General features: G+C 65.7%; 32 protein-coding genes. 23 read left to right on the top strand and 9 right to left on the bottom strand.

Annotated elements, in window-relative coordinates; genetic code table 11:
• Positions 1-19: 19 nt before the first annotated feature.
• The gene (locus tag CGZ66_RS35055; RefSeq protein WP_095091196.1) at positions 20-235 is read right to left on the bottom strand and encodes a hypothetical protein; all 216 of its coding nucleotides are present in this window, start codon (positions 233-235) and stop codon (positions 20-22) included.
• A gap of 482 nt (positions 236-717) precedes the next feature.
• On the opposite strand from CGZ66_RS35055, the gene CGZ66_RS35050 reads away from it, so the two are divergent.
• Complete coding sequence (locus CGZ66_RS35050; protein WP_425352335.1) at positions 718-1392, top strand: Crp/Fnr family transcriptional regulator; 675 nt, start codon at positions 718-720, stop codon at positions 1390-1392.
• On the opposite strand, the gene CGZ66_RS35045 is transcribed toward CGZ66_RS35050, so the two are convergent.
• A complete protein-coding gene (locus CGZ66_RS35045) occupies positions 1393-1686 on the bottom strand; it encodes a hypothetical protein (protein ID WP_095091752.1) in 294 nt (97 codons plus the stop codon).
• A gap of 234 nt (positions 1687-1920) precedes the next feature.
• On the opposite strand from CGZ66_RS35045, the gene CGZ66_RS35040 reads away from it, so the two are divergent.
• Both CGZ66_RS35040 and CGZ66_RS35035 read left to right on the top strand, forming a co-directional pair.
• Entirely contained in the window at positions 1921-2661 is a 741-nt protein-coding gene (locus CGZ66_RS35040) for a helix-turn-helix transcriptional regulator (RefSeq protein WP_095091194.1), read from the top strand.
• 179 nt (positions 2662-2840) lie between these two features.
• Positions 2841-4880, top strand: coding sequence for an acyltransferase family protein (locus tag CGZ66_RS35035; RefSeq protein ID WP_095091751.1), 2040 nt, complete (start codon positions 2841-2843; stop codon positions 4878-4880).
• 18 nt (positions 4881-4898) lie between these two features.
• On the opposite strand, the gene CGZ66_RS35030 is transcribed toward CGZ66_RS35035, so the two are convergent.
• Positions 4899-5648 carry an SDR family NAD(P)-dependent oxidoreductase gene (locus CGZ66_RS35030; protein WP_095091193.1) on the bottom strand — a complete coding sequence of 250 codons (750 nt, stop codon included), beginning with the start codon at positions 5646-5648 and terminating at the stop codon, positions 4899-4901.
• Between the two features lie 134 nt (positions 5649-5782).
• On the opposite strand from CGZ66_RS35030, the gene CGZ66_RS35025 reads away from it, so the two are divergent.
• Positions 5783-6685 carry a LysR family transcriptional regulator gene (locus tag CGZ66_RS35025; protein WP_095091192.1) on the top strand — a complete coding sequence of 301 codons (903 nt, stop codon included), beginning with the start codon at positions 5783-5785 and terminating at the stop codon, positions 6683-6685.
• A 44-nt stretch (positions 6686-6729) separates the two neighbouring features.
• Here the strand turns inward: CGZ66_RS35025 and CGZ66_RS35020 are convergent, their stop codons facing one another.
• The gene (locus CGZ66_RS35020) at positions 6730-7332 is read right to left on the bottom strand and encodes a DUF6456 domain-containing protein (protein WP_095091191.1); all 603 of its coding nucleotides are present in this window, start codon (positions 7330-7332) and stop codon (positions 6730-6732) included.
• Positions 7333-7760: 428 nt separating this feature from the next.
• Between CGZ66_RS35020 and CGZ66_RS35015 the strand changes: the two genes are divergently transcribed.
• Positions 7761-8039: a DUF982 domain-containing protein gene (locus tag CGZ66_RS35015; protein ID WP_095091190.1), complete on the top strand. Its 279-nt coding sequence runs from the start codon at positions 7761-7763 to the stop codon at positions 8037-8039.
• 123 nt (positions 8040-8162) lie between these two features.
• Complete coding sequence (locus tag CGZ66_RS35010) at positions 8163-8471, top strand: DUF982 domain-containing protein (RefSeq protein ID WP_095091750.1); 309 nt, start codon at positions 8163-8165, stop codon at positions 8469-8471.
• 118 nt (positions 8472-8589) lie between these two features.
• Here the strand turns inward: CGZ66_RS35010 and CGZ66_RS35005 are convergent, their stop codons facing one another.
• Positions 8590-9288, bottom strand: coding sequence for a GcrA cell cycle regulator (locus CGZ66_RS35005; RefSeq protein WP_245331355.1), 699 nt, complete (start codon positions 9286-9288; stop codon positions 8590-8592).
• Between the two features lie 618 nt (positions 9289-9906).
• On the opposite strand from CGZ66_RS35005, the gene CGZ66_RS34995 reads away from it, so the two are divergent.
• On the top strand, positions 9907-10611 hold the full coding sequence (locus CGZ66_RS34995) for an XRE family transcriptional regulator (RefSeq protein WP_095091188.1): 705 nt from the start codon (positions 9907-9909) through the stop codon (positions 10609-10611).
• A gap of 27 nt (positions 10612-10638) precedes the next feature.
• Here the strand turns inward: CGZ66_RS34995 and CGZ66_RS34990 are convergent, their stop codons facing one another.
• Positions 10639-10941, bottom strand: coding sequence for a hypothetical protein (locus CGZ66_RS34990; protein ID WP_095091187.1), 303 nt, complete (start codon positions 10939-10941; stop codon positions 10639-10641).
• A 186-nt stretch (positions 10942-11127) separates the two neighbouring features.
• Between CGZ66_RS34990 and CGZ66_RS34985 the strand changes: the two genes are divergently transcribed.
• The 8 genes from CGZ66_RS34985 to CGZ66_RS34950 all read left to right on the top strand — a co-directional run bounded on the left by CGZ66_RS34985 (position 11128) and on the right by CGZ66_RS34950 (position 16601).
• Entirely contained in the window at positions 11128-11496 is a 369-nt protein-coding gene (locus CGZ66_RS34985; protein ID WP_095091186.1) for a hypothetical protein, read from the top strand.
• Positions 11497-11568: 72 nt separating this feature from the next.
• Positions 11569-11904: an ArsR/SmtB family transcription factor gene (locus CGZ66_RS34980; RefSeq protein WP_095091185.1), complete on the top strand. Its 336-nt coding sequence runs from the start codon at positions 11569-11571 to the stop codon at positions 11902-11904.
• A complete protein-coding gene (locus CGZ66_RS34975; RefSeq protein WP_095091184.1) occupies positions 11901-12395 on the top strand; it encodes an SRPBCC family protein in 495 nt (164 codons plus the stop codon). The genes CGZ66_RS34980 and CGZ66_RS34975 overlap by 4 nt, the downstream gene beginning before the upstream one ends.
• Positions 12385-13209, top strand: coding sequence for an alpha/beta fold hydrolase (locus CGZ66_RS34970; RefSeq protein ID WP_095091183.1), 825 nt, complete (start codon positions 12385-12387; stop codon positions 13207-13209). Before CGZ66_RS34975 ends, CGZ66_RS34970 begins: the two co-directional genes overlap by 11 nt.
• A 137-nt stretch (positions 13210-13346) precedes the next feature.
• A complete protein-coding gene (locus CGZ66_RS34965) occupies positions 13347-14138 on the top strand; it encodes a pseudouridine synthase (RefSeq protein WP_095091182.1) in 792 nt (263 codons plus the stop codon).
• A 135-nt stretch (positions 14139-14273) separates the two neighbouring features.
• Positions 14274-15020, top strand: a complete 747-nt coding sequence (locus CGZ66_RS34960; protein ID WP_095091181.1) for an SDR family NAD(P)-dependent oxidoreductase — start codon at positions 14274-14276, stop codon at positions 15018-15020.
• Between the two features lie 42 nt (positions 15021-15062).
• A complete protein-coding gene (locus CGZ66_RS34955) occupies positions 15063-16109 on the top strand; it encodes an RNA polymerase subunit sigma-70 (RefSeq protein WP_095091180.1) in 1047 nt (348 codons plus the stop codon).
• A gap of 78 nt (positions 16110-16187) precedes the next feature.
• Positions 16188-16601, top strand: coding sequence for a VOC family protein (locus tag CGZ66_RS34950; RefSeq protein WP_095091179.1), 414 nt, complete (start codon positions 16188-16190; stop codon positions 16599-16601).
• A 1-nt stretch (position 16602) separates the two neighbouring features.
• On the opposite strand, the gene CGZ66_RS34945 is transcribed toward CGZ66_RS34950, so the two are convergent.
• On the bottom strand, positions 16603-17184 hold the full coding sequence (locus tag CGZ66_RS34945) for a histidine phosphatase family protein (RefSeq protein ID WP_095091178.1): 582 nt from the start codon (positions 17182-17184) through the stop codon (positions 16603-16605).
• Between the two features lie 208 nt (positions 17185-17392).
• On the opposite strand from CGZ66_RS34945, the gene CGZ66_RS34940 reads away from it, so the two are divergent.
• Positions 17393-17842 carry a universal stress protein gene (locus CGZ66_RS34940; RefSeq protein WP_095091177.1) on the top strand — a complete coding sequence of 150 codons (450 nt, stop codon included), beginning with the start codon at positions 17393-17395 and terminating at the stop codon, positions 17840-17842.
• A 10-nt stretch (positions 17843-17852) separates the two neighbouring features.
• Here the strand turns inward: CGZ66_RS34940 and CGZ66_RS34935 are convergent, their stop codons facing one another.
• Positions 17853-18602: a sulfite exporter TauE/SafE family protein gene (locus tag CGZ66_RS34935; protein WP_095091176.1), complete on the bottom strand. Its 750-nt coding sequence runs from the start codon at positions 18600-18602 to the stop codon at positions 17853-17855.
• 21 nt (positions 18603-18623) lie between these two features.
• The gene (locus tag CGZ66_RS34930) at positions 18624-18821 is read right to left on the bottom strand and encodes a hypothetical protein (protein ID WP_095091175.1); all 198 of its coding nucleotides are present in this window, start codon (positions 18819-18821) and stop codon (positions 18624-18626) included.
• Between the two features lie 129 nt (positions 18822-18950).
• Between CGZ66_RS34930 and CGZ66_RS34925 the strand changes: the two genes are divergently transcribed.
• The 7 genes from CGZ66_RS34925 to CGZ66_RS34895 all read left to right on the top strand — a co-directional run bounded on the left by CGZ66_RS34925 (position 18951) and on the right by CGZ66_RS34895 (position 24743).
• On the top strand, positions 18951-19823 hold the full coding sequence (locus CGZ66_RS34925; protein ID WP_095091174.1) for a LysR substrate-binding domain-containing protein: 873 nt from the start codon (positions 18951-18953) through the stop codon (positions 19821-19823).
• A 161-nt stretch (positions 19824-19984) separates the two neighbouring features.
• Positions 19985-20485, top strand: a complete 501-nt coding sequence (locus CGZ66_RS34920; RefSeq protein WP_095091173.1) for an Lrp/AsnC family transcriptional regulator — start codon at positions 19985-19987, stop codon at positions 20483-20485.
• A complete protein-coding gene (locus CGZ66_RS34915) occupies positions 20482-21642 on the top strand; it encodes a saccharopine dehydrogenase family protein (protein ID WP_095091172.1) in 1161 nt (386 codons plus the stop codon). Before CGZ66_RS34920 ends, CGZ66_RS34915 begins: the two co-directional genes overlap by 4 nt.
• A 105-nt stretch (positions 21643-21747) precedes the next feature.
• Positions 21748-22536, top strand: a complete 789-nt coding sequence (locus CGZ66_RS34910; protein ID WP_095091171.1) for an ABC transporter substrate-binding protein — start codon at positions 21748-21750, stop codon at positions 22534-22536.
• A 94-nt stretch (positions 22537-22630) separates the two neighbouring features.
• Positions 22631-23302: an amino acid ABC transporter permease gene (locus tag CGZ66_RS34905; protein ID WP_095091170.1), complete on the top strand. Its 672-nt coding sequence runs from the start codon at positions 22631-22633 to the stop codon at positions 23300-23302.
• Positions 23299-23973 carry an amino acid ABC transporter permease gene (locus CGZ66_RS34900; protein WP_095091169.1) on the top strand — a complete coding sequence of 225 codons (675 nt, stop codon included), beginning with the start codon at positions 23299-23301 and terminating at the stop codon, positions 23971-23973. The genes CGZ66_RS34905 and CGZ66_RS34900 overlap by 4 nt, the downstream gene beginning before the upstream one ends.
• 26 nt (positions 23974-23999) lie before the next feature.
• On the top strand, positions 24000-24743 hold the full coding sequence (locus CGZ66_RS34895; protein ID WP_095091168.1) for an amino acid ABC transporter ATP-binding protein: 744 nt from the start codon (positions 24000-24002) through the stop codon (positions 24741-24743).
• Positions 24744-24750: the final 7 nt, after the last annotated feature.

Genomic DNA, 24750 nt, shown 5'->3' with positions numbered 1-24750 from the left:
GACATGACCCGGACTTCGGTCACTGGCGGGTCCGCCTGAAACTCTCAAGCAACTCGGTTTCATTGCTGCAGCCATTCTCGAACAGCGAGAACACCGTGGCTGCGAGCCGCTGCACGTCCGGCTCCGATGACCTCGGGTCAAGTTTGCGTTCGGAGCAGACCTGATCGAAGACGCGTTGGCACAGTTTCAGATCGGAAGGATAGAAGCCGGGATGGCGCTTGTTGAGGCTCGACATGAGAAGCTCTCTCTCTTGGAGCAGCGGCCACTTGCCTGACGGTGTCCGCGCCGCCAACCGTAAAAATCGTACACTTTCCCGCCTGCCGAATAAAGACGCGAGTCATCAGCCACGCCTCGAACGGATGACCAGACGTGACATGGCGCTCTTGTCGTTAGCCGGCAGATTTTATCGACCGTCGCCGTGATCCGGCATTCTCAAGGGATATGTCGGTTTTGTACCAAGACGTGTTTGGTACGTTTCCGACACTAACGTTCAGGTCGAACTTTGCGTATGCGAACATTGGTGGGGGTCGCCGTGCATCGAATTTCATACCGCATTCCTGGGTTTTTTCCTTCAAACTCCCTATATACGGGCGATCGTCGGCACGTTGATACGGGGCGCGGACGGCTGGGAGATCGGATGGCTCTTGCCCTGCATTGGGCCGTGCCATGACTGATCGGGGCAAAAACCATCAATATCGAAACCAACTATTGCGGCGCATGCCGGTGGATGACCTGGCGCTGCTCGAGCCCCATATGCAGCGCTGCGACCTGCCTTTGCGCCAGATACTGGTGAGCCCCAATATTCCGATCGAAGCCGTCTACTTCATCGAACGGGGCATCGGTTCGGTGGTCGCCAGCACGACCAGCGGCCACGAGGCCGAAGTGGGCTTCATCGGCTTCGAAGGCATGACGGGATCTTCGCTGGTGATGGGCGACGACCGTGCGGTGCATGCCTGCTATGTGCAGCTCGAGGGCGAAGCCATCCGCATCGAAGCCGGCCCTTTCAATGCAGCCCTTGCGGCAAGTGCGACCTTGCGGATGTTCCTGCTGCGCTTCGTCAACGCGCTACAGACGCAGGCCGGTTGCACCGCGCTCGTCAACGCAAGGCTGAAGCTCGAGGAGCGGCTGGCGCGGTGGCTGCTCATGTGCGACGACCGGGTGCCTGGCGAAACCCTGGCCATCACGCACGAATTCCTGGCCATCATGCTTGGCGTTCGACGGCCAGGCGTCACCGTTGCCCTCCAGTTGCTGGAAGGCCGCGCGCTGATCCGTTCGCGGCGCGGCGAAATCGTCATCCGCGACCGCGCCGGATTGGAAGAACTCGCCAATGGCAGTTACGGCGAAGCCGAGGCCGAATATATCAGGCTGGTCGGCGAGATCGATGCCGACTGATCAAGGGCGCCGCGCCGCCGGCTTGCCCGATGATGTCACTTTGCCGGGCCGTGTCGCACCGACTTCATAGTCATCCGCCGCCCTGTTCCGGCCAACCGGTTCATCTCTGCCAATTGGCAATCCGGCATGCTCCAGGCTTGCGAGCTTGCATTTCGTCTGTTCGGCCGCCGCCCCGATAAGGCAATCGATGGTGAACATGGCGCCGGCGTGATCGCTCGCGGCCACCGCCTGGCGTATCTTGCTCAATTGCGCTTGCGTATAGTCCAGAAGCTCGACCAGGCCGGTGTGATCCAAACCGCCCTCCATCACAGGATGTCGAGTGGCCGATCCAGGTCGCTCTTGGCACTGGATTACGCCCATTTGGCTGGCTTGCATAGCCAAACTGTCAAAACCGTACTGTCTTCGTGTCACCGGACCGGCCGCGCTATTGGCCCAAAGTCCCTCTTCGCGAAACCGTCGCCGCATGCGAGTTTGGCAAAATATAAGTTATCGCTTGAATAAGCATCCGTACGTCGCGGGGGCGATGTCGTGCCAATTCGCGAGAATCTCGCCGCCAATCTCAGGCGGCTGGTCCAACGCCACGCTTCCGTGAGTGCGGTGTGCCGTGAGCTTGGCATCAACCGCACCCAGTTCGAGCGCTATCTGCAAGGCCAGGCCATTCCGAACAAAGCCACCGCCAGGCTGATCTGCAGCTTCTTCAAGATCGACGAGAACGAGCTGTATCGCGAGCCCGCTGCCATGGCGGCCAGCGACAGCCACGCATCGCTGCGCCAGAGACTGTATGAGACCATGGTGCATCCCCCCTCGCCGGCCATCGCCGGTGGCACCTATTTCACCTATTTTTCGGTCCCCGGCCGCCCCGCCCTTCTGATGCGCTCGATCACCTTCGTGCAGCGTGAGACCGAGCTGGTTACCTTCAGGCGCGTGACGCGGTGGGGCCCAGGCGACGACCAGGGCGGAGCACGGGCGCCCGGCAACCACTACGGCGTGGTGATCTCGCGCCTGAACTGGATCTATTTCAGCGGCATCAACAGCCGCCCGACCGGCGAGCCGTCGATCATAGCCGTGCAATGGGCCCCCATCTCGGAGCCGGTCCTGGTCGGCAGGGCCATCGTCCTAACTGGATCAGGGCCAACCTTCGTGTCGGTCATCATGCGGCGGGACGTCACCAGGATCAGCCTGAAACAGGCGATAAGGATGGCTCACATCGTCAGGCTCGATGACCCCGACGTCGATCATCTGGTGGCCAGCCTCGCGCGCGAGGCCTGATGCACCAGATCCGGAGCGGCTGACGGCGCGGCGCGGCCGGTGGGAGAGGACCTCCCTTTTCTTGCCATGTTGCACTGCGAAAGATTTGTTGCATTGCGATGTCAACCCGCCCGGCCGACACTTGCGACGGGCTGGGACAGGCGGTGGGCCAAGAGGTGGGCTTGCACGAAGGAGCCGTCTTGGCAGCATCGTTCCGGCCGGACATACAGGGATTGCGCGCGCTCGCCGTCGGCGGCGTCGTCGCCTATCATTTCGGCCTCGCCGGCCTGCCCGGCGGCTTTGCCGGCGTCGACATATTCTTCGTCATCTCCGGCTGGCTGATCACCACCCACCTCATGCAGGAGATCGGCGACACCGGCAGGCTCGACCTCTGGCGCTTCTATGCCAGGCGCGCGCGGCGCCTTTTGCCGGCGGCACTGTTCGTCATCCTGGCGACGCTTGCGGCCGGCTATTTCATCCTGTCGCCGCAGGAGCAGGCGCTCTATTCGCGCGGCGCCATGTTCGCCTCCGCCTACGCCATCAATCTGTGGCTGTTGCGCTGGTCGTTCGACTATTTCGCCACTGATGCCACCAGCAATCCCTTCATCCACTTCTGGTCGCTGTCCGTGGAGGAGCAGTTCTACCTGGCCTGGCCGGCGCTGCTTCTGCTGGCGGCCTGGCTGCGTCCCGGCCGGCGAACGGCCGTGGCCGTGATCGGCGTCGCCGGCCTCGCCTCCTTCGTCGCCTGCGCCTGGCTGACCAGCACCGCACCGGCATGGGCTTTCTATTTCTCGCCGCTGCGTGCCTGGGAGTTCGCCGCCGGCGGCCTGGCGACGCTGGTCCCAGTGACGTTCCTGCTGCATCGTCCGTGGCTGCGCGCTGCACTCGGCTGGCTCGGCCTGGCGCTGATCGCGGCGGCCTATCTGTGGCTGAGCGAAGACCTGCCCTTTCCCGGCTACCTGGCGCTGCTGCCGGTTGCCGGCACGGTGCTGGTGCTGTTGAGCGGGGCTGGCGAGGAGCAGGCCGCCATGTGGGCCAACGGGCGGACCAACTGGCAGGCATTTGGCCCGGTCGCCGCTCTGTCGCTGCCGCCCCTGCAATGGATCGGCGCGCTCTCCTATTCGCTCTATCTCTGGCACTGGCCGGTGATCGTCTATGCCCAGATGCTGGTGCCGGATCTCAGCGCGCCGCAGCGCCTCGGTTGCGGCGCGCTGGCCTTGACGCTGTCGGTGTTCACCTATCGCCTGATCGAGAACCCCGGACGACGCGCCGGCTGGCTGACGGCGGACGCCAGGGCTCCTTATTTCAGCGCGATTCCGGACGCAAGACCGCGTCTCACTTTTCCTGCAATTGCGCTGGCTCCGGCGCTGGCGCTGACCGGCGCCGGCGTGGCGATGGCCTATGCCAATGCGCATCTGGCCCAGCGCAACATCGACCCCGACCAGCGAGGCATCGAGCAGGCGGCCGAACAACCCTCCATCGCGCGCGCCGTCGACAAGAGCTGCCTGCTCGACTTCCACACGGTGACGCCCAAACCCTGCACGTTCGGCGCCACGGATGCCGCCCACACCATCGTGCTGTTCGGCGATTCGCATGCCGACCATTGGTCGACGCCGCTGATCGAGGCGGCCAGGCGCAACGACACCAGGGTGGTCACATATCTCAAATCATCGTGCCGCGCCTCGCGGCTCTCGACCTTCAACACCGTGCTGAAACGCGACTACACCGAATGCGACGCCTGGCGCGAGCAGGCGATATCGGACATCATCGCCCGCAAGCCGCGCCTGGTGGTGATCTCGGAATTCTCCATTGGCAATCTGACGCGTGACATGCCCGCCGCCAGCCGCACCGCCGAGACCGCGCGCTGGCAGGCCGGCCTGCGCTCGACCTTGCAGGCGTTCAGCCGGGCCGGCGTCGAGGCCGCGGTGATCCGCGACACGCCGATCAACGCCAGCTTCGCCGATTCCTGCGTGGCGCGCGCGCTGTGGTGGCGCGAGGCGCCGTCGCCGCACTGCGACACGCCGAGGAGCGAGGCCGCCAATGACGGCGCGGCCGCCGCCGAGCGCGCCGTCGTGGCCAGCGTGCCCGACACGCTCTATGTCGACCTCACCGACCGCTTCTGCGGCCGCACCGCCTGCCACGTCTTCATCGGCGGCAAGCTGGTCTTCCGCGACCGCCACCACCTCGCCACCGCCTTCGCCGAGACGCTGGAGCGGCCGCTGGAGAAGGCGTTGTTTTGAAAACCAGCGCCCGCCCTCCTATCGCCACCCACCCGACGCCGTAATCCGCTCTCCAGTCACCCAACCCGCCTCGTCGGACGCCAGAAACACCGCCACCCGCGCAATGTCGTCGGGCTGGCCAAAGCGGCCGAGCGGGGTGACCGCCACCAGCGCCTCCTCGTGTTCGCTGCCGACGATGCCGACACGCTGCAGCCCTTCGGTGTCGACGCCGCCCGGCGCAATCGCGTTGACGCGGATGTGGCGGGCGCCAAGCTCACGCGACATCGACAGCGTGATCGAATCCACCGCCGCCTTGGTGGCGGCATAGACCAGCGAGTTGGGCTGCGGATTGGAACTGGCGACCGAGCTGATGTTGATGATGCTGCCGCCGGCCGGCCCGAAATGCTTCACCGCTTCCTGGATGGCGAGCACGACGCCCAGCACATTAGTGCCGAATTCGCGGTGGAACTCGGCCTCTGTCACCGCCTCCAGCGGCTCGAACTGGAACACGCCGGCATTGTTGACCAGGATGTCGATGCCGCCGAACGAGGACTTTGCCGCTTCGAACAGGCCGCGCACGTCAGCCGCTTGCGCAACATCGCCCTTCACCGCGACCGCCCGGCCGCCGGCGTCCGCGATGGCGGCGACGACGCGCTCGGCGCCTTCCCGCGATGAGGCATAGTTGACCACGACAGCCGCGCCCGCCGCCGCCAATCCCTTGGCGATGGCTGCTCCTATACCCTTCGATGCGCCGGTGACGATGGCGACCTTGCCGTTCAGACTGCTCATCCATTCTCTCCTTGTGATGCTGACGATGAGCGGTATTTAAGCACGCCGAAAAAGCGTATTAGATTGTCAGTACGCCATTCTTTCTTGCCTGGAATTCCGCAATCAGCCCCTTCTCGACATGCGATGACGTCTCCATGACCACCATCCTCGAAAAGACCGCCGGCCTCGTCGCTTTCGTGCGCACGGTGGATGCCGGCTCGTTCCAGGCCGCCAGCCGGCTGATTGGCTCCAGCCCGTCGGCCGTGTCGAAGAGCGTGGCGAAGCTGGAGCGGCGGCTCGGCGCAAAACTCATCCAACGCTCGACGCGCCGGCTGGGGCTGACCAGCGAAGGCATTGCTTATTACGAGCGGGTGGCGCCGCTGCTGCGGGCGCTCGACGATGCGCAGGACATCGTGCAGAGCACCGGTACGGCGCGCGGCCTGCTGCGCGTCACCGCCCCGGTCGAACTCGGCCGCGGCCTCATCGCCTCATGGGTGCAATTGTTCCTGGCCGAGCAGCCGGAAGTGAAGCTGGAACTCAGCGTCACAGACCGCCACGCCGACCTGATCCGCGAGAGCTATGACGTGGCAGTGCGCATGGGCACGCTGGCCGATGCCGGGCTCACCGCGCGGCGCATCGCCAGCCTGCCGATCGTGCTCGTGGCCGCCGCCGCCTATCTCCAGCGTCGAGGCTTGCCAGCCTCGATCGCCGATCTGCGACACCACGATTTCGTCCGCTATGTCTCGGCCGGCCGCCCTCGGGCCATCACTTTCGCCGACGGTACCGAAATCGTGCCCGACGGCCGCTTCGACACCGACGACGGCGGCGCCATCCGCAACGCGGCACTTTCCGGCGCCGGCATCGCCCACCTCCTGCAAGTCGCCGTGCAAGACGACATCGACACCGCCCGACTCATGCGCGTCCTGCCAGATGTGCCGATGCCAACCATGCCGGTCCACATCGTACATGCCTTCGGCCGGCAGCTGCCGGTGCGGGCAAGGCTATTCGTGGAGTTTTTGGCGAGGCAGATGGGAAATCCGCGTCTGCGGATGACCTGAACTGGGAAGACTGATCCGGCCGGCATTGCCGGTCGGGTCGCCTGTCACCCGACCCTTCTCCCCACCATCATCCCATAGTGCACCGCCAGCAGGTCCAGTCCGACCTTCAAGAGCTTCGTCACTACATCCCGCCCCTCGCCGGTCTGCTCGGCCAGGCTCTTGATCGAGCCGCCTGCGCAGCAGACTTTCTGCACTATGTCAGCCACCTCCCAATGGCATAGCGCCCTGCTCGCGGTGGCGTGGGCGCGGCCAGCGTCGAGCACGCTGTCGGCGATGCCGCCGCCGTGCCGACCGCCGTCGACGCGCTCGCTCCAGCGCATCGGCTTCACGCTCGCCTGCTGGCTGCAGCGGAAATCCTCGCGGTAGCGCAAGCCGGCCTCGCGCTGCTGACGCGACAGCGAGGTGATGCCCAGCAGCGGATCCACATTGCGCACCCGCACGATGCCGCCGGTGGAGGTGAAGCCGTCATTCGACACCTCGTAGACGCGGGTTGCCTCCAGGGTGCCGGCGGCCAGCCGTGTGCGGCCGAAGCCATCATCCTTAAGCGCGAAATCATGGCCGATCTCGCGGCGGATGCGCACCTGCTCGGCCTCGCCCTTCGGCAGTTTTGGCGCCTGCGGTCTTGCGGCTCTGGTTCTCTTGCTCACGGGAGACTCCTGGTTGGGGTGTTGGGATTAGGAGGCTGGTGATCCTTCGCGCCCCCTCTGCCCTGCCGAGCATCTCCCCCACGAGTGGGGAGATTGGATGTTGCCGCTGCTTTCGCCAATCGCCAACGCTGCAGGAAAGGCGGTGCGGGCAACGCTGCCGATCTCCCTCCTTGTGGGGGAGATGGCCGGCAGGCCAGAGGGGGGCGCTGTCCCGCCGATCTGTCGATCAGAGAGCGTCACCTCTTCACCGGCGGCACCAACGTACCTTCTGCCTTCTGGCGAGCAGCTCGCGGATAGCGCAGCTCAATGCAGAGCGCGCTGGAGGACACACGCCTTGCCGAGACTGCGGTCATATCCGCGTCCGGACTAATGGAACCAGCGCGAACTTTCGACGTTATGTCGCGTCCATACCAACGGGAGGTTTGCGTATGACAGCTTTCATGCCGGTTACGCTGCGCTTTTGCGACAGCAGAACCATGTTGGTCGGCTCGGTGGCCGAGGCCGCCGACGCGCTCAGGCAGCAATGGCCAGACAAGACAGCACCAGGCTATGTCGAGGCGGCCAGGCTCGTCGCCTTGGCGGTAGACGGCACTTGCAGCCAGCGCATCGCCTTCGACGCCCTCACCAGGGCGGCTGGCCAACAGAATATATTGGTGGCCAGGCCAAGAAGCCGCGCCCATGCCTGGCTGGACGCCGTGGTCCAGTGAGGGTTGTGAGGTTGGTGGGCAGGGCCGGGCTGAAAATGTGATGCAACCGCCAGCCAGCGTGGCGCGTTGATAAGAGCGGGGTTTCCAGCCCCGCGCAGAGTGAAGGTGAACGCCGTGGGTACGATGAAGACCGGAGTGCCGCTCAAGGTGCGGATCGACGGACAGGTCGAAGAGATCGACTGCGTCAACGACGCCGCCGACTTCCTGCAGCGCTGGCCGCTCGAGCGGCGCGGCCATGTCTACCGCAGCGCCCTCAACGCCTGCAGCGCTGCCATTGCAGCGCAGATTTCCGAATCCGACGCCATGAAAGTGTTCACCGGCTTTGCCAGGGTGGCCGACATACTGGAGGCCGAAGGCGGACCGGCCATGACGCTCGAGACCAGGACAGTGCAAAGCCGCATGCCCAAGCAAGGCCGGCAGATACCGAAATAGGGCGACGAGGTTTCTTTCTCCCCGTTCACGGGGAGAAATGCCCGCCAGGGCAATGAGGGGCGGCGCCAGCGCTTCGGTCGGATGCTTGAAGATCATATCTGTTTTCAATCCCGCCACCTCAGCGCCGCCCCTCATCCGCCTGCCGGCACCTTCTCCCCGTAAACGGGGGGAAGGAATACTCAGCCGCCTGCGCCTCAAAAACGCGGCGGCGAAAGCGGGCCTGGTGGTAGGGGCAATAGCTTTTCAACGCCTTGGTGCGCATGCCGCAGCACAGCATGTCGGCGCCAGGCCGGCTGCCCGGCGCATCGTTTTCAGGATCTTCTTCCAGCGTCAGATCCAGCGGCGCGCGGCAGCGGCCGAACAGGCAGTCGATGAAACGCATCGCCACGCCATGCGGCTGGCGGCCGAGGGCCGCACGAGGCGGCACCGGCATCTCCAGGCGATAGGCTTCGCCATCGGCGACCAGCACGCCCACTTCGCGCACCGACAGGGGTTGCGGCAAGCGCTTCGGCCGGACCGGCGTGCCGGCGATGCGGGTGGCAAGCGCGACGTCGATCGTGTCGGACACCTTGGCGATGGCCCCGCCCGTTCCGTTCGCCCGCTTGCTCGCCTTGCGTTTGCCGGCTGGCGGCCGCTTGCCATAGGCCAAGCCGATCGCGCCCAGCGTGGTGTTGCGGTGCACGATGCCGATGATGGCGTTGCGTGACACCGGACTGCCACGCAGCACAGTGAAAGCCGCCGCGATCTTCGAGGCGGAAAGCCCGTCCTTCAGCCAGCCGGCGATCACTTGCAATTCGGCGTCGGTATAGCTTGCCATCTCAAGGCTCCATTCAAAATTCTGCCTTCGGCCGTGCGCCGTCGGGCAAGCGTGAGCGGTCTCGGTCCGGTGCCTGGACCGCAGTCAGGGTTGTCTGTTCGGGGGGCCGGCTGGCGCCGGTTCAGCCTCACCGGGAGCGGGCTCGCCGCCTGGCCGGTTCAGCGAGGCGCGAAAGCCGCGCCTCGGCCGTTTTTCTGTCGGAGGCCGAAACCGCCCTGCCCGCCAGCGGATCGAACAGGATGACGGTGCCATCCTGCGTGCGGATGCATGACCGGTCAGCTGGACCGGCAAAATCCTGGCCAGCGCCATCTCGATCGAATTGGGGGCCGGAGCCGCTGGGAGCGGCGGCTCCGGCCGTTCCGGTCGCCGGTGACGGGCGGACCGGATCCGAGGCCGATGCAATCAGGCAAGGCGCCTCGGGCTTCGCTCCGGCCGGGGAGGAGGACGGCCGGGGCGGAAGGGAATGGCTGGCGGTGGTGACCGCCGGGTGCGCCTCATGCGAGGCCGGCGCCACGGCGCCATCGAATCTGGACAGGTTATGCATGTCTGCATATAAGCATAACTCAAAAATATATGCAAGCCATTCTTTCATAGACGAGAGCCACTTTCATCGCTCACATGCGCGCCATGGCAAAAACGCAACTGTCAATCAAGGTCGGGGCCGCGATCCGCCAGGCGCGCAAGCAGCGCGGCCTGGTCATGCGCCACATTGCCGAGCACAACGACACCGATGTCGCGGCCGTCGGCAATTGGGAAACCGGCCGAAACCTGCCCAAGACCGAGAACCTGTTGAAGACCGCCGCCTTCCTGCGCGTCGACCCGGTGGCGTTGGGCAAGGGCGAGGTTGTCTTCCTCGACGATGCCGGCCCGGTCGCCGACGTGGAGATCGTCACCGATGCCGGCGCACCGCCCGCCGGACCGATGGATATCCCGGTGTTGGGCGCCGCCGTCGGCGGCGATGACGGCGACTTCACCTTGAACGGCGAGCCGGCCGGCTATGTCCAGCGTCCGCCCGGCATCCGCAACCTCCCCAAGGTGTTTGCGCTGCACGTGCTGTCCGATTCCATGGTGCCGCGCTACGAACCCGGCGACATGATCTACTGCGGCGGCCGTGAGGCGGTGCCCGGCGACCATGTCGTGATCGAGACCTTTCCCGAAGAGAACGAGCGCAACGGCAAAGCCTTCATCAAGAAGCTGGTCAAGCGCACCACCGCCGAGCTGGTGGTCGAGCAGTACAATCCGCCGAAGACGCTGACCTTCAACCGCTACGCCATAAAACAGGTCTGGCGCGTCATCCCGCTCAAGGAACTGCTGGGGTATTAGGGTGGCGGCTCCCGCAGCGCCCTCTCCTCACGCCCGCCTCGCTCCCTCGAGCGGCGCCTCGCGGTCGTTCAGCATCCGGGCTTCGCTGCGCACGCGCTGGCGCTCGTCGATGAACGCCGCCTGGATCGAAATGGCCACGCCCGGCAGCCCGTCGGCGCGGCAGGCCGAGCAGACGATGCGGCCTGAAAGGGCGGCCAGCGGCGTATTCCCCGACACCCCGAACCGCTTCAGCTGATCGGGCCGCCACCATCTGTTGCGGCCGCAATCGGCGCACTCGACCGATATCGAGGCGACATGCGCGATTACTGGTTCCTTGCCTGGCAATGCCATCGCCTCTGCCTCGTCTTTTGTTCCTGATTTGTTCGCATAATCCTGTGTTTTAGACCGCGAGTCGAGTCGCCCATCTCAAAGATTCCCAAAAGTTTTTCTTCTACATTTATTTGAGTTATGCTTATATAAACTCACAAATGTGAGTCGGGGCGCGAACCGCCCGCCGCATCGTATCCGGGAGTGACGATGGACGCCCTTGCCGCCGATTTCGCCCGCGCCTGCGGTTACACCGGCGACAGCCCTGCTCTGCTCGAAGCTTTCGACGCAATCCGCCGCAACGGCATCGAGCGCGCCCGCCAGGATCATGTCAGGCGCAAGGCCGTCATCGATGCACTGAAACATTCGCAGGCGCTGTTCCTGGCGGCGATCGGTCCGGCGCTGTCGGCGCAAGAAGCGATCGAGGACGCCGCCCGCTTCATCGCCTTCTGGCGCAACATGCCGCGCTGGCGCCAGGAGCGGCGCCTGCCCGACCTCATCAGAGCCAGACAGCAGCGCCTGGTGGCACGCTACTTCCGCCGTTACGGTCACCTTCTGTGGGTTCTGCAAGCGGCGTGAGGCGGTCACCGTTGACGTGACGCGCCGATTGCTTTATAGAACCAACTAGTTCCAGAACTAAATGGTTCCATAATGGCAACTCAAATCTCCCTCGACGACACATTCGCCGCGCTGGCCGATCCGACGCGCCGCGCCATCCTTGCCCGGTTGCTCGACGGCGAAGCCTCGGTCGCCGAACTGGCGCAACCTTTCGCGCTGACCGTGCGGGCGATCTCCAAGCATGTCGGCGTGCTGGAGCAGGCAGGCCTCGTCACGCGCAGCCGGTCGGCGCAGAAGCATCTGAGCCGCATCGAACTCAAGCCGCTGCGCGACATCGACCGCTGGCTCGACGGCTACCGCAAGCTTTGGGAAGGCCGTTTCGACCGCATGGAGGACTTGCTGCGGCGCGACGCGGACAAACCGGAATGAGCGCGCCCATGGCCTCGGCGGACGACCGCAGCTTTGCCATCGAGCGGACTTTCCACGCCCCGGTCGAGCGTGTCTTCCGGCTGTGGACCGATCCTGCGCTGGTGGCGCAATGGTGGGGCATCAAGGACTGCACCATCCCGCATTGTGTGCTCGACCTGCGCGTCGGCGGCCGCTGGCGCATCGACATGCGCACCTCGAGCGGCGCGCTCTACCGCAACCAGGGCAGCTATCTCGAAATCGTGGGGAACAGCCGACTGGTCTATTCCGACGAGCCGGATCCCGAATTGCGCGAATGGGCCGGCAAGCCACCGGGGCAAAGCCGCCATACGGTGACTTTCACGCCGGATGCGCAGCGAACCCACGTCCATTTCGAGGTGACGCTGGCCAGCGCTGCCGACCGCGAGCGCCTGCTGGCACTCGGCATGCGCGGCGGCTGGACTCAGAGCTTCGACCGGCTCGAGCAACTGATCGGAGGCAACCATGCTGGCTGAAAACGCCGAGCCGACCACGCAGGCAGTCCTGTCGCGGGATGGAACGCCGATCGCCTGCGAGCGCCGTGGCCAGGGCCATCCGCTCATCCTGGTCGACGGCGCGCTCTGTTCCCGCACCATGGGCCCGAGCCTTCCACTCGCCAGGGCGCTTGAAGGTAGCTTCACCGTGTTCCGCTATGACCGCCGTGGTCGTGGCGACAGCGGCGACACCGCGCCCTACGTGGTCGAGCGCGAGGTCGACGACATCGAGGCCGTGCTCCAGGCAGCCGGCGGCGAGGCGTTCGTCTGGGGCATGTCGTCGGGCGCCATGCTGGCGCTGATGGCGGCAAGCCGCCTGCCTGGCATCGGCAAGTTGGCGCTCTACGAAGCGCCGCTGATCGTTGACGACAGCCGCAAGACCACGCAAGGCGACTGGGCAGCGATCCGGGCCGCGATCGCCGAAGACCGGCGTGGCGACGCCGTGACCGCCTTCCTCAAATCGGTCGGCATGCCCGGCCTGCTGATTGTCTTCATGCGGCTGACGCCGATCTGGCGCAAACTCAAGGCGGTGGCGCATACATTGCCCTATGACGGCGCCATCGTCGAGGGCGATCAACGCGGCAAGATGCTAGACCCTGCCCGCTGGGCTTCGGTGCACGTGCCGATCCTGGTGACCGATGGCGGCAAGAGCCCGCTCTGGATGCAGCGTGGCAACAAGGCGCTGGCCGAGGCGCTGCCCAATGCCCGCTACCGGACCCTGGCCGGCCAGAACCACATGCTGAAACCCGCCGCGCACGCGCCCGTGCTGACGGCGTTCTTCAACGGGCGGGAATAGCCTCCTCCGGTAAGAACAGCTTCGTGGAAGGAGACAGCCCGCCATCGCCGCATGTGAGCGAGCCTCGCCGCATCCGGCTTGCGAAACCGTCGTGGCCCGTGGCATCTGTCTGACACAACGGACCGATCCGCAGCAGCATGGCCGCACGACCACCACCGCCCAACAGCAGGCCACCTGCCGGCAACGCTCGCGCTGGCAAGCCGCACACTGGCAAACCGCCTGGCGTCAGCCTCAACCGCGCTTTGTCGAAGCTCGGCCTGTGCTCGCGCACGCAGGCCGAGGTGCTGATCGCCGAGGGGCGCGTACGCGTCGGCGGCAAGGTGGTGCGCAATGCGGCCCTTCGCGTCGACCTCAACCGCGACCGCATCGTCGTCGACGACCGGCCCGTGGTTGCCGAGCGCAAGGTCTATCTCATCCTCAACAAGCCGCGCGGTCTGGTCACCACCCGCGACGACCCGCAACAGCGCGACACCGTCTATGCCTGCCTCGACGGGCTCGACCTGCCCTTCGTCTCGCCGGTCGGCCGGCTCGACAAGGCGAGCGAAGGCTTGCTGTTGATGACCAACGACACCCAGTTTGCTAACCGGCTGATGGACCCGGCCTCACATCTGCCCAAGACCTACCACGTGCAGATCGGCACGGTGCCCGACGCGGCGATGCTGGAAAGATTGCGCGCCGGCGTGACCGTCGACGGCGAGACCCTGACCACGAACGCGATCGAGCTTCTGCGCAGCGGCGGCCGCACCGCCTGGCTGGAGATCGTGCTCGACGAGGGCCGCAACCGCCACATCCGCCGCCTGCTCGCCGCGCATGACATCGAAGTGCTGCGGCTGATCCGCATCGCCATCGGCCGCCTGCAACTCGGCGAACTCGCCAAGGGCACGGCGCGGCACCTGACGCCGGAGGAATTGGCGCTGCTGGCGGGGTAAGTGGCGGGTGCAGGCCCCTTCAACCGCGACACCTCCAAAAAATTCTTGCCCCCCACCGATGATTTCCGCTCACGCGCGCTGTCCTGATCTACAGGCGCTGGAATGGTCCGGCGGCCGGAAGAAGCGAGGTGATCCATGGCATCGTTACAAGGTCAGAATGTCGTCATCGTCGGAGGCAGCCGGGGCGTCGGCCGCGCGATCGTCGAAACCACACTCAGCGAGGGTGCGACGGTGCTCGCCGTAGCCCGGGGTGCAGCCGATCTGAAACAGCTGTCCTGGGAGAAACCCAGGGTGAAGACATTGGCGGTCGACGCCACGCAGGAGATCGCGCCCGATGCGGTGTTCGCCGCGTTGGAGCCGGATGTTCTAGTGATCTGCGCCGGCGCCCTTGCCCCGTCGGCGCCGGTCCAGGACCAAAGCTGGGACGACTTCTCCGCGAACTGGGACATGGACGTCAAGGCATCGTTCCTGTTTTGCAAGGCCGCACTTCAGGGCCGGCTGAAGCCGGGTAGCCGCGTGGTGCTGATCTCCAGTGGCGCGGCGCTCAGCGGCGGCCCACCGAACTCCGGCGGCTATTCCGGCGCCAAGCGCATGCAGATGTTCCTTGCCGCCCATTGCCAGAAGGAAGCCGACCGGCTCGGCCTTGGCCTGCGCTTCATGGCGCTGGTGCCGATGCGGATCATGCCGGACACCGGCGTCGGCCAGCGCGGCATCGACGGCGTCTCGGCCTATCTCGGCATCAGCCCGGCGGATTTCCTCGCCAGCATGACCGACATGCAGACACCGGCCGATGTCGGGCACGCCGTGGTCACGCTCGCCGGTGGCAAGCTGCAAGGCGTCTCCTTCACCGTCAGCGGCAGCGGACTTGCGGCGGCGGCATGAGGCGCGCAGGATGCCAGTCGAATTCAACCCAATGGGCTCGACATGACAGACGCTCCTGGCCCGCTTGAGCCAATGGGCGAGCAAGGCCAGCCGATCCTCGACCGGCTGGCCTTCGAGCGCCTGACAATGGCCCATCGCCGCGCACTCAAGCTGCATTGCTACCGGATGATGGGCACGCTGCACGAGGCCGACGACCTCGTCCAGGACACGTTCCTGAAAGCCTGGCGCGGCCGGTCGCAATTCGATGGCCGCGGCTCGCTGCGCGGCTGGCTCTACACCATCGCCACCAACAGTTGCCTCAACGCCATCAACGCGAGGTCATCGGCGCATCGCATTGTCGAGCAGCCCGGAAGGCCGCCGTCCGAGGGGCGCGCCGCTGCCGGGCCCGCCGCCGAACTCGCCTGGCTGGAGCCCTACCCGGACACCGAGCTGCCGGACCTTATCGACGGCGAGCCGGGCCCGGAAGCGCGCTACGAGACCCGCGAAGCGGTGCAACTCGCCTTCGTCGCCGCGATCCAGTCCTTGCCGCCCACGCAGCGCGCCGCCCTTTTGCTGTGCGACGTGCTGGGCTGGTCGGCGCTCGAGAGCGCGCAATTGCTGGGCGGCTCCGCCGCTTCGATCAACAGCGCCCTGCAGCGGGCCCGCGCAACGCTTGGGGCACGCTATCCGCAGGGGCGTCCGCTGCAGCGGTCGCGGCCCACCGGCGAAGAGGGCCTGCTGCTGGAGCGCTACATGCAAGCCTGGCAGTCCGCCAACCTCGACGGCTTCATCGAGCTGCTGCGCGAGGACGCCACCTATCACATGCCGCCATGGCTGGACTGGTATCAGGGCCGCCAGGCGATCCATGGTTTCTTCAAGACTGTCTGGGGCAATTTCGCCGGCTACCAGCCGGTCGCCACCCGCGCGAACGGCCAGCCCGCGGTCGCGATCTATGCGCGGCGCCATCAGGATTCGGAATGGCGCGCCCAGTCGCTGCATATCATCGAGCCGGCCGACGGCGGGATCGCCTCGCTGACGGTCTATGTCGGCCCGCTCGGCCCCGACCTTTTTGCTCCCTTCGGCCTGCCGCCTGTCTGGCCGGCCTCCTGACGGGAAGCTGTCAGGAGGGCTGGTCTATATCTGCGCACGAGCCCGACCGTGGCTCCAGCAAATCAGGGAGCAAATGCGATGAATTTCGTCTCGGTCCGCATCATCACGTCGGATGTCCAGCGCCTCGTGCGATTCTACGGCGAGATCACCGGCATGCCCGTGACGATCTACACCGAAGACTTCGCCGAACTGGCGACACCGGCCTGCACGCTGGCGATCGGCAGCACGCGTACCTTGCAGCTGTTCGGCGGCGACGTCGCCCGCCCCGCCGACAACCACACCGCCATCATCGAATTCCGCGTCGGCGATGTCGATGCGGAATTCGCCAGGCTGTCCGACACCATCAAGGACGCAACCGTGCAGAAGCCGACCACCATGCCCTGGGGCAACCGCTCGCTGCTCTTCCGCGACCCGGACGGCAATCTGGTGAATTTCTTCACGCCCGTGACCGCCGAGGCGATCAAGAAGTTCGACAAGCAGGGCGTTGCCTAGACTATTTCTGGTTCCACTTGCGAATGACCGGCTCGGTCAGATCGTGCTCGTAGCCGAGCACGCTGATGCTTGCCGTGTCCAGCACGAACAGCGCGCCGCCTTCCGGCGGCAGGCCGATCCAGCGCGCCGCCAGCACCCGCAGGAAATGCGCGCTGGAAAACACCAGAATGTCGGCATTGGCCTTGCGCAGCGCGGCGACGATCGTATCGGCCCGCGCGGCGACATCGGCCGCCGTCTCGCCCTTCGGGCAACCATCGCGAAACACGTTCCAGCCCGGCCGCTCGGCCAGGATCTGCTTTGTCGTCAGCCCTTCATAGGCGCCGTAGTCCCACTCCTGCAGATCGTCGTTCTTGACGCTCTCTGCCCCGAAGCCTGCCAGCACGCTGGTGTTGTAGGCGCGCTGCGACGGGCTCGACCATACGGCCGAAAACGACAGGCCTTTCAACCGCTCGGCGACGCCGCGCGCGGCAGCCTCGCCGGCCGGCGTCAGGGGCATGTCGGTGCGGCCGGTGTGCTGCCCCGAAAGGCTCCACGCCGTCTCGCCATGGCGGACCAGATGGATCTGCGGATATGCGCTGCTCATATGGGTGTCCCTCAAATCGCCGGCACCTTAGAGGAGGACGCGGCAAAGGGGAATCCGGCCAACGCGAAAGTGTGCAATCGCCTGGCCCTGATCCGCATCGAGCTGGCCCCTGTGATGAGCCCGGTGGCGCAACTATATCAAGGTCAGCCGCTACAGGCTCTCGCCACCACAAGGGCGTGTCGGCCCTTGCACAACAGGTCACATCATCATGTACACACATTTGCTGATCGCTACGGACGGATCGGAACTGGCCGACAACGGCGTTGCCCACGGCCTGGCGCTGGCCAGCCGCCTCGGCGCCACCGTTACCTTTATCCACGTCACCGAGCCATTCCCGATCTTCGCCTGGGGCGGCACCATGGCCGGCTATGCCGCCGGCGACGAATTCGTCGCCTATCAGGAAGGTGGTCGCCGATACGCCAAGGACGTGCTCGACAAATGCAAGGCGTCGGCGGAACTGGCGAATGTGCGCGCTGAGGTGGTGCATATCGAGGACAAGAAGCCCGCCGAGGCGATCCTGGAACTGTCGAAGGCTGAGGGCTGCGACCTGATCGTGATGGCCTCGCACGGCCGCCGGGGACTGGGCAGGCTGCTGTTGGGAAGCCAGACCGCGGAGGTGCTGTCCTTAACCGAAATCCCGGTCCTGGTGGTTCGGTAGGCCTGCGCGGCTAAAACACCACCTCCCCCGCGAGATAGACCCCCAGCGCCAGCAGCCCGACGAAGAACACCGTGCGGAAGGTCTCGACGCTCATCCGCTGGCGCAGCGCCTGGCCGACGACCATGCCGGCCAGCGCCGGCGCCAGGGCTGCGACCGATCCCGCCAGCTGCATCGTCGGCGATGCGAAAGCTCCCGTTCTGAATAGTCCGATGGCCAGCGCTGCTGTCGAGACGGTGAAGGAAAGGCCGAGCGCCTGGATCAGGTCTTCCCTGTCCAGCCGCAGCGATTGCAGATAGGGCACCGCCGGAATGACGAAGACGCCGGTGGCGCCGGTGACCAGCCCGGTTGCCACGCCGACCAGCGGCGACGTCCAAGCCTCGTGGCGCGCCGGCGTGGTGAAGCCGGCCCTGGCGAGGCCGACAAGCGCATAAAGCACCAGCGCCGCGCCCAGCCCCGCCGAGGCAAATCCCGTGTGCGAGCCGGTCAAAAGGCCGGCGCCGGCGACGGTGCCGAGAACGACACCGGCCATCATCGTCCACAGCCGCTTGCACAGGCCGCCGAGCGACGGACCCGTCAACAACTGCCAGAGGTTGGTGACCAGCGACGGGATCAGCAGCAAGGCGGCGGCTTGCGCCGGTGGCATCGTCACCGCCAGCAGCCCCATCGCCACGGTCGGCAAACCCATGCCGACGACGCCCTTGACCACGCCGGCGACGAGAAACACCGCACCTATCCAGGTGATGACACCGGCGCTCAGCACGATCGCACCTTCAGGGCAGGATCAGTCATGCAGGAGCATGTCCGTGGCATCGGCCTCAGGGCTGGACTTTGCCGGCGCGGCATCGCGGCTGACGGAGGTCGTCGCGCATCCTCGCAGGCCGGGCTCCGCCCGCACCATCGCAAGGCAGGCCACGGCGACGGCCAGCACAATCGCCGTGCTTTCAAGAATGCCGGGACGGCCAGATGTTCGTTCGCTCATCAGACATCTCCACCGAAACTGTTTGACGCAGATGCGGGCCGGTCACAATGTGGAAATTGCACTATCAGCCTTCGTCCCGGACGAAGGCTGGAGCTGCGCGGCTGGCGAACTGTTTGCAGGAGCAAAAGAATGCGCTTCGATCTGGTCGATCTCCGGCTGTTCCTGCTGGTGGCCGAGCGCGGCAGCATCACCCATGGCGCCGAACTCGCCGGCCTTGCCCTGGCCTCGGCCAGCGCCCGCATCAAGGGCATGGAGGATCGCCTCGGCGCGCCGCTGCTGGAACGCCGCCGCCGTGGCGTGGTGCCGACGGCGGCCGGACAGGCGCTGCTGCATCATGCGCGCGCGGTGCAGAACCAGATCGAGGCGATGGCCGGCGACCTCGGCGCCTACGCCACCGGTCTTCGCGCCCGCGTCCGGCTGCTCGCCAACACCGCCGCCACTGGCGAGCTGCTGCGCGATGTCCTGCCGGCTTTCCTTGTCACGCATCCCCAGATCGACATCGATCTCGACGAGCGCCCCAGCCATGAGATCGCCGAGGCGGTGGCCAGCGGTGCGGCCGATCTCGGCATCGCCGCGACCTGGGCTGGCCTGTCGCATCTCGAGCAGAAACCGTTCTTCATCGACCGGCTGGTGGTGATCGCCGCGCGGAACTGGCGCGGCCTCGAAGGCCGCACCACCAGCCTCGCCGACATTCTCGGTGAACCCTTCGTCGGGCTCGGCACAGGCCACGCGCTGCAGGAGCACGTCACACGCCAGGCCGCCCGCCTTGGCGGTCATCTGCATATCCGCATCCGAGTGCCCGGCCTCGACAATGTCTGCCGCCTCGTCGCGCAAGGCGCCGGCATCGCCATCGTCCCGGAAAGTGCGGCGCGCCACTCGGCACGCTCGCTGCGCAGCCTGCGGCTCACCGACGACTGGGCAACACGCCAGCTCAATCTGTGCGCCCGCAGCTTCGACGAATTGACGCCGCAAGCGAAATTGCTGGCTGCCGCGCTGGTCTGAACCCGGCAACCCAATAGCGAGCAACCGCAACGCGCCAGACGACGCACCATGCCACTTGGTGCGAAAACAACACCTTGCTTTTCAAAAATTCGTGACATAGCTTGTTTTCATATAGGCAAATAATTTGCCTGTCTTTTTTCTTTTTATGAAAGACAGAGCCTTTGCGGGAACATCTCGATCTGACCGATCGGCGGCTGGTCAAACAGCTGTCGCAGGACGCGCAGCCGGGCATCAACCGCCTCGCCGAGATGTTGGCGATTTCGGTGCCAACGGTGCGCACGCGGCTGCGCAATCTGCTCGACCGCAATCTGCTGAAGATCGTCGGGCTCTTGAACCTGACCGAGCGCCCCGAGCTAATCTCGGCTATTGTCGGTATCAATGCGCAAGGACGCGGCCGGGCCCGCGAGCTGGCGCAGCGCATTTCCGAACTGCCCTTCGTCAACTCGGCTTCGGTGGTCACCGGGCGCTTCGACATCATCGTCGACGTGACCGTGGCCGGTGACGTCGCCGATCTCTACCGCGTCACCAGCGAGCTGATCCCGGGGGCAGGCGAGCCGGGCGAAGTCGTTCGCAGCGAGACCTTCGTCGTCATGGCGTCCTGCAACAAATGGGTCAGCCTGCCGGAAGGCTGTTGGTCGGACGATCGCAAGGAGCCGGCATGAGAATAGCGGTTCTCGGCGGCCTCGGCCTGCAAGGCCGGGCGGCCATCGCCGATCTCGCTGCCAGCGGTGTCGAGGAGGTGGTCTGCGTCGACACGACACCGGACGGTGCGGCTCGCCTTGACGGCCTGACCGACCTTGCCCGCGTGCGCTTCGTGGTACCGCAGGGCGCGATCGGCCCTGCCTTGGCCGGCGTGCTGGCGGATGCCGACGCCGTCATCGACCTGTTGCCGCAGCCACTGATGCGTGAGGCGGTCCAGGCCGCGATCGCAACGCGCACGCCACTGGTCACCACCAATTACGGCAAGGCCATCGCCGACCTGGCACCGGCCGCCGAACAGGCTGGTGTGCCGATCATGGCCGAATGCGGGCTCGATCCCGGCATCGACCTGGTGCTCTACGCGCGCGTCGCAAGGCAGTTCGATACCATCGCCGCGATCGATTCCTATTGCGGCGGCATCCCCGAGCCGAAGGCGATGGCCAAGCCCCTGTGCTACAAGGTGAGCTGGAACTTCGACATGGTTCTGGTCAGCCAGAACCGCGACAGCGTGATGATCGAGGACGGCGAACGCGTCGCGGTGCCCGCCGGCCGGCAGCATGACAACCCCTTCATCCACGAGATCGAGGTGGCGGGCCTTGGCGCTTTGGAAGCCTTCCCCAATGGCGATGCGCTGCACTATGTCGAGATGCTGGACGCGGCAAAAGGGCTGCGCCGCTCGGGCCGCTATACGCTGCGCTGGCCGGGATGGTCGGCCTTCTGGGCGCCGCTGAAGGAGCTCGGCTTCCTCTCCGAAGACAAGGTGCCCGGCACCGGCTCCAGCCCGCGCGAATTCCTCGGCCGGCTGCTCGGGCCGCAACTGCAGTACGGCCCCGGCGAAAAGGACCTTTGCGTGATGCGCAATGTCTTTTCCGGCCTCGAAGGCGGTCGCCGCAAGACGGTGACCTCGGACCTGATCATCGAGCGCGACCTGGCCTCCGGCCTGTTCGGCATGAGCCTCGGCGTCGGCTATCCCGCCAGCATCGTGGCGCAGATGCTGGCGCGGCGCGAGATCACCAAACCAGGCCTGCTCAACCCGCTGCTCGATGTGCCCGATGGTCGCTTCTTCGACGAGTTGGCCAGGCGCGGCATCACTGTGACCGAGACAGTGGCCTGGGACTGAGGGTTTTCGAACGGTGGCTGCCGCCGGCAACGGCGCTGCCGCTCAAAAAAGCACCCCGAAGGGTGAAACAACAACGTGGAACAATAAAACAAGGAGGAATGCCAAATGAAGATTGCCAGACTTTTCATCGCCGGACTTGCGCTCGGCGGGCTCGCCACCGCGGCCAGTGCCGGAACGCTCGACGACATCACCAAGCGCGGCGAGTTGCGCGTCGCCGTGCAGACACAGGGACCGCCCTTCTCGCTGGTCGGCGCCAATGGCGAACGCACCGGCAGTTCGGTTGAACTGGCCGAACTGATGGCCAAGGAAATGGGCGTCAAGATCACCTTCCTCGACTTCGACTGGGACGGCCTGATCCCGGCGCTGCTGTCGGGCAAGGCCGACCTTCTGGTCGCCGACATGACGCCGACGCTGGCGCGTGGCATGAAGGTCGCCTTCACCAAACCTTACATGTATACGGGCAGCACCGTGTTCACCAAGGCAGACAGCAAGTTCAAGACCACCGAGGACTGCAAGGCCAAGGGCACCAAGATCGCCGTGCTGCTCGGCGCCACCGGCGAGAAGGAGGCTAAGGCCGTCTTCACCGATGCCGACATCAAGAGCTACAAGGGCGGCGGTCCGCTGCTGCTCGACGCCGTCAACAACGGCCAGGCCGATTGCGGCGTCAACGACGTCTCGGCGGTCAAAGGCCAGTCGACTGCCTATCCGGCCGGCACCTTCACCATCATGCCGGAGCTTTTGTCGAAGGAACCGCTTGCCTTCGCCACCCGCTATGACGAGCCGGACCTGCTGGTCTGGATGAACCTGTTCCTCGACCAGGTCAGCATCGATGGGCGCCTGCAGAAGAACCTGGACTACTGGGTCAATTCCGACGCCTGGAAGAAGGACCACTAACCAGCCTTGGGATCCCAGGCGGTTTTGCGCGCGTCTTGAGCGCCGCGAAGCCGCCTGGCCTTTCGTTTCGCCCGCTTTGGGGAACCGCCCAGCGATGCTCGAGAATTTCAGTTTCCGCACAATCGTCGAGTACCTGCCCCTGTTCGGGCAGGGCCTGGTCACGACCGTCTGGCTGTCGGCGCTGTCCTTTCTCGGCGCGCTCGCCGTCGGCATCGTGCTGTGCGCTATGAACCTGCAGCGCGGCTGGCTGTTTCGTGCCCCGGCCAAGGCCTATATCGACGCCGTGCGCGCCACGCCCTTGCTGGCGCAGCTCTATTTCCTCTATTTCGGCCTGCCCCGACTCGGCTTCGTCCTGCCCGAATTGGTTGTCGGCATCCTCGCGCTATCGTTGAACAGCGGCGCCTATGTCGCTGAAATCATTCGAGCCGGCATCCTGTCGATCCCACGCGGCCAGGTCGAAGCCAGCGTCGCCTCGGGCATGACCTATGTCCAGCGCATGCGCCTGGTCATCCTGCCGCAAGCCTTCAAGGTGACGATCCCGCCGCTGCTCGGCCAGGCGATCGTACTGGTCAAGGATTCCGCATTGCTGTCGCTGATCTCGGTCGCCGAGCTGACCCGCGCCGGCCAGTTGCTCGCCTCCGACCGCTTCATGCCGGCGGAAGGTTTCCTCACCATCGCCGCCTTCTACCTGCTGCTCTACTACGGCCTGAAGGGGCTGGCTGCTCTCTCCGGTCGCTGGCTCGGCACAGCGGGGGCGCGAACATGATCTGGCAACAGCTGCAAAGCCTCGCCGGCAGCTATCCGCTGGCGCTGCGCGGTCTCGGCATGACGGTGGTGCTGTCGCTGATCAGCCTGGTGCTCGGCACCTTGCTCGGCTTCGGTCTCGGCATCCTGCGCACCGGCGGCAACCGGCTGGTGGGCAGCGTCATCGGCGCCTGGGTCGACCTGATCCGCGGCACGCCGTTCCTGGTGCAGATCTTCCTGATCTTCTTCATCCTGCCGGAGCTCGGCATCGAGCTCGACGCCTTCACCGCCGGCATCATCGCGCTGACCAACCTTGCCGCCTGCTTCATCTGCGAGATCGTCGCCGCGGGCATTCGCTCGGTGCCGACCGGCCAGGTCGAGGCAGCGCTGGCATCCGGCCTGTCGCGCTGGCATCGCATGCGCCAGGTGGTGCTGCCGCAGGCGATGCGCATCGTGCTGCCGCCGCTGGTCGGGCAGTATGTGCTGCTGATCAAGGACTCTTCGGTCGTCTCGGCGATTGGACTCACCGACCTCACCCGCGTCGGCTGGCTGGTGGTGCAGCGTGTGCCCAACGGCCTGCTGGTCTTCTTCCTCGTCGGCGTCGGCTATTTCATCGTCTGCTATCCCCTGATCATGCTCGCCCGTCGGCTCGAGCGCCGCATGGGCGCGGCGCATGGCGAGGTGCAGCTGTGACAGCGAACCCCAAGGGTCCGGCAAATATGACCAAAACCGGTATGATCGACTTTCGCGGCGTAAACAAATGGTTCGGCGCGCTCAACGTGCTCAAGGACATCACGCTCAGCGTCGAGCCGCGCGAGGTGGTCGTCGTCTGCGGCCCGAGCGGCTCGGGCAAGAGCACGCTGATCCGCTGCGTCAACGGCCTGGAGGCGATCAAGGATGGCGATCTCGTCGTCGACGGCCAGCGCCTCGGCGACCCCGCCACCAACATGACGCAGCTGCGCACCGAGATCGGCTTCGTCTTCCAGTCGTTCAACCTCTATCCGCACAAGACGGCGCTCGAGAACGTGACGCTGGCGCCCATCCATGTCCGCAAGATCCCGCGCACTGAAGCCGAAAAGGCCGGGCGCGAATTGCTGGCCAAGGTCGGGCTGGCCGACAAGGTCAACGCCTATCCGGCGCAGCTCTCCGGCGGCCAGCAGCAACGCGTGGCGATCGCGCGCTGCCTCGGCATGCGGCCAAAGATCATGCTGTTCGACGAGCCGACCTCGGCGCTCGACCCCGAGATGATTTCGGAAGTGCTCGACGTCATGGTGGCGGTCGCCGAGGAAGGCATGACCATGATGGTGGTGACGCATGAGATGGGCTTTGCCCGCAAGGTCGCCCAGCGCGTGGTGTTCATGGATGCCGGCGCCATCGTCGAAAGCGGCACGCCCGACGAATTCTTCTCGCACCCCAGGACCGACCGCAGCCGGGCTTTCCTCAGCAAGATCCTGCGGCACTGAATATCCG

Source organism: Mesorhizobium sophorae, assembly GCF_002270415.1.
Lineage (GTDB): Bacteria > Pseudomonadota > Alphaproteobacteria > Rhizobiales > Rhizobiaceae > Mesorhizobium > Mesorhizobium sophorae.
This window is presented reverse-complemented; position numbering and strand designations above follow the sequence as displayed.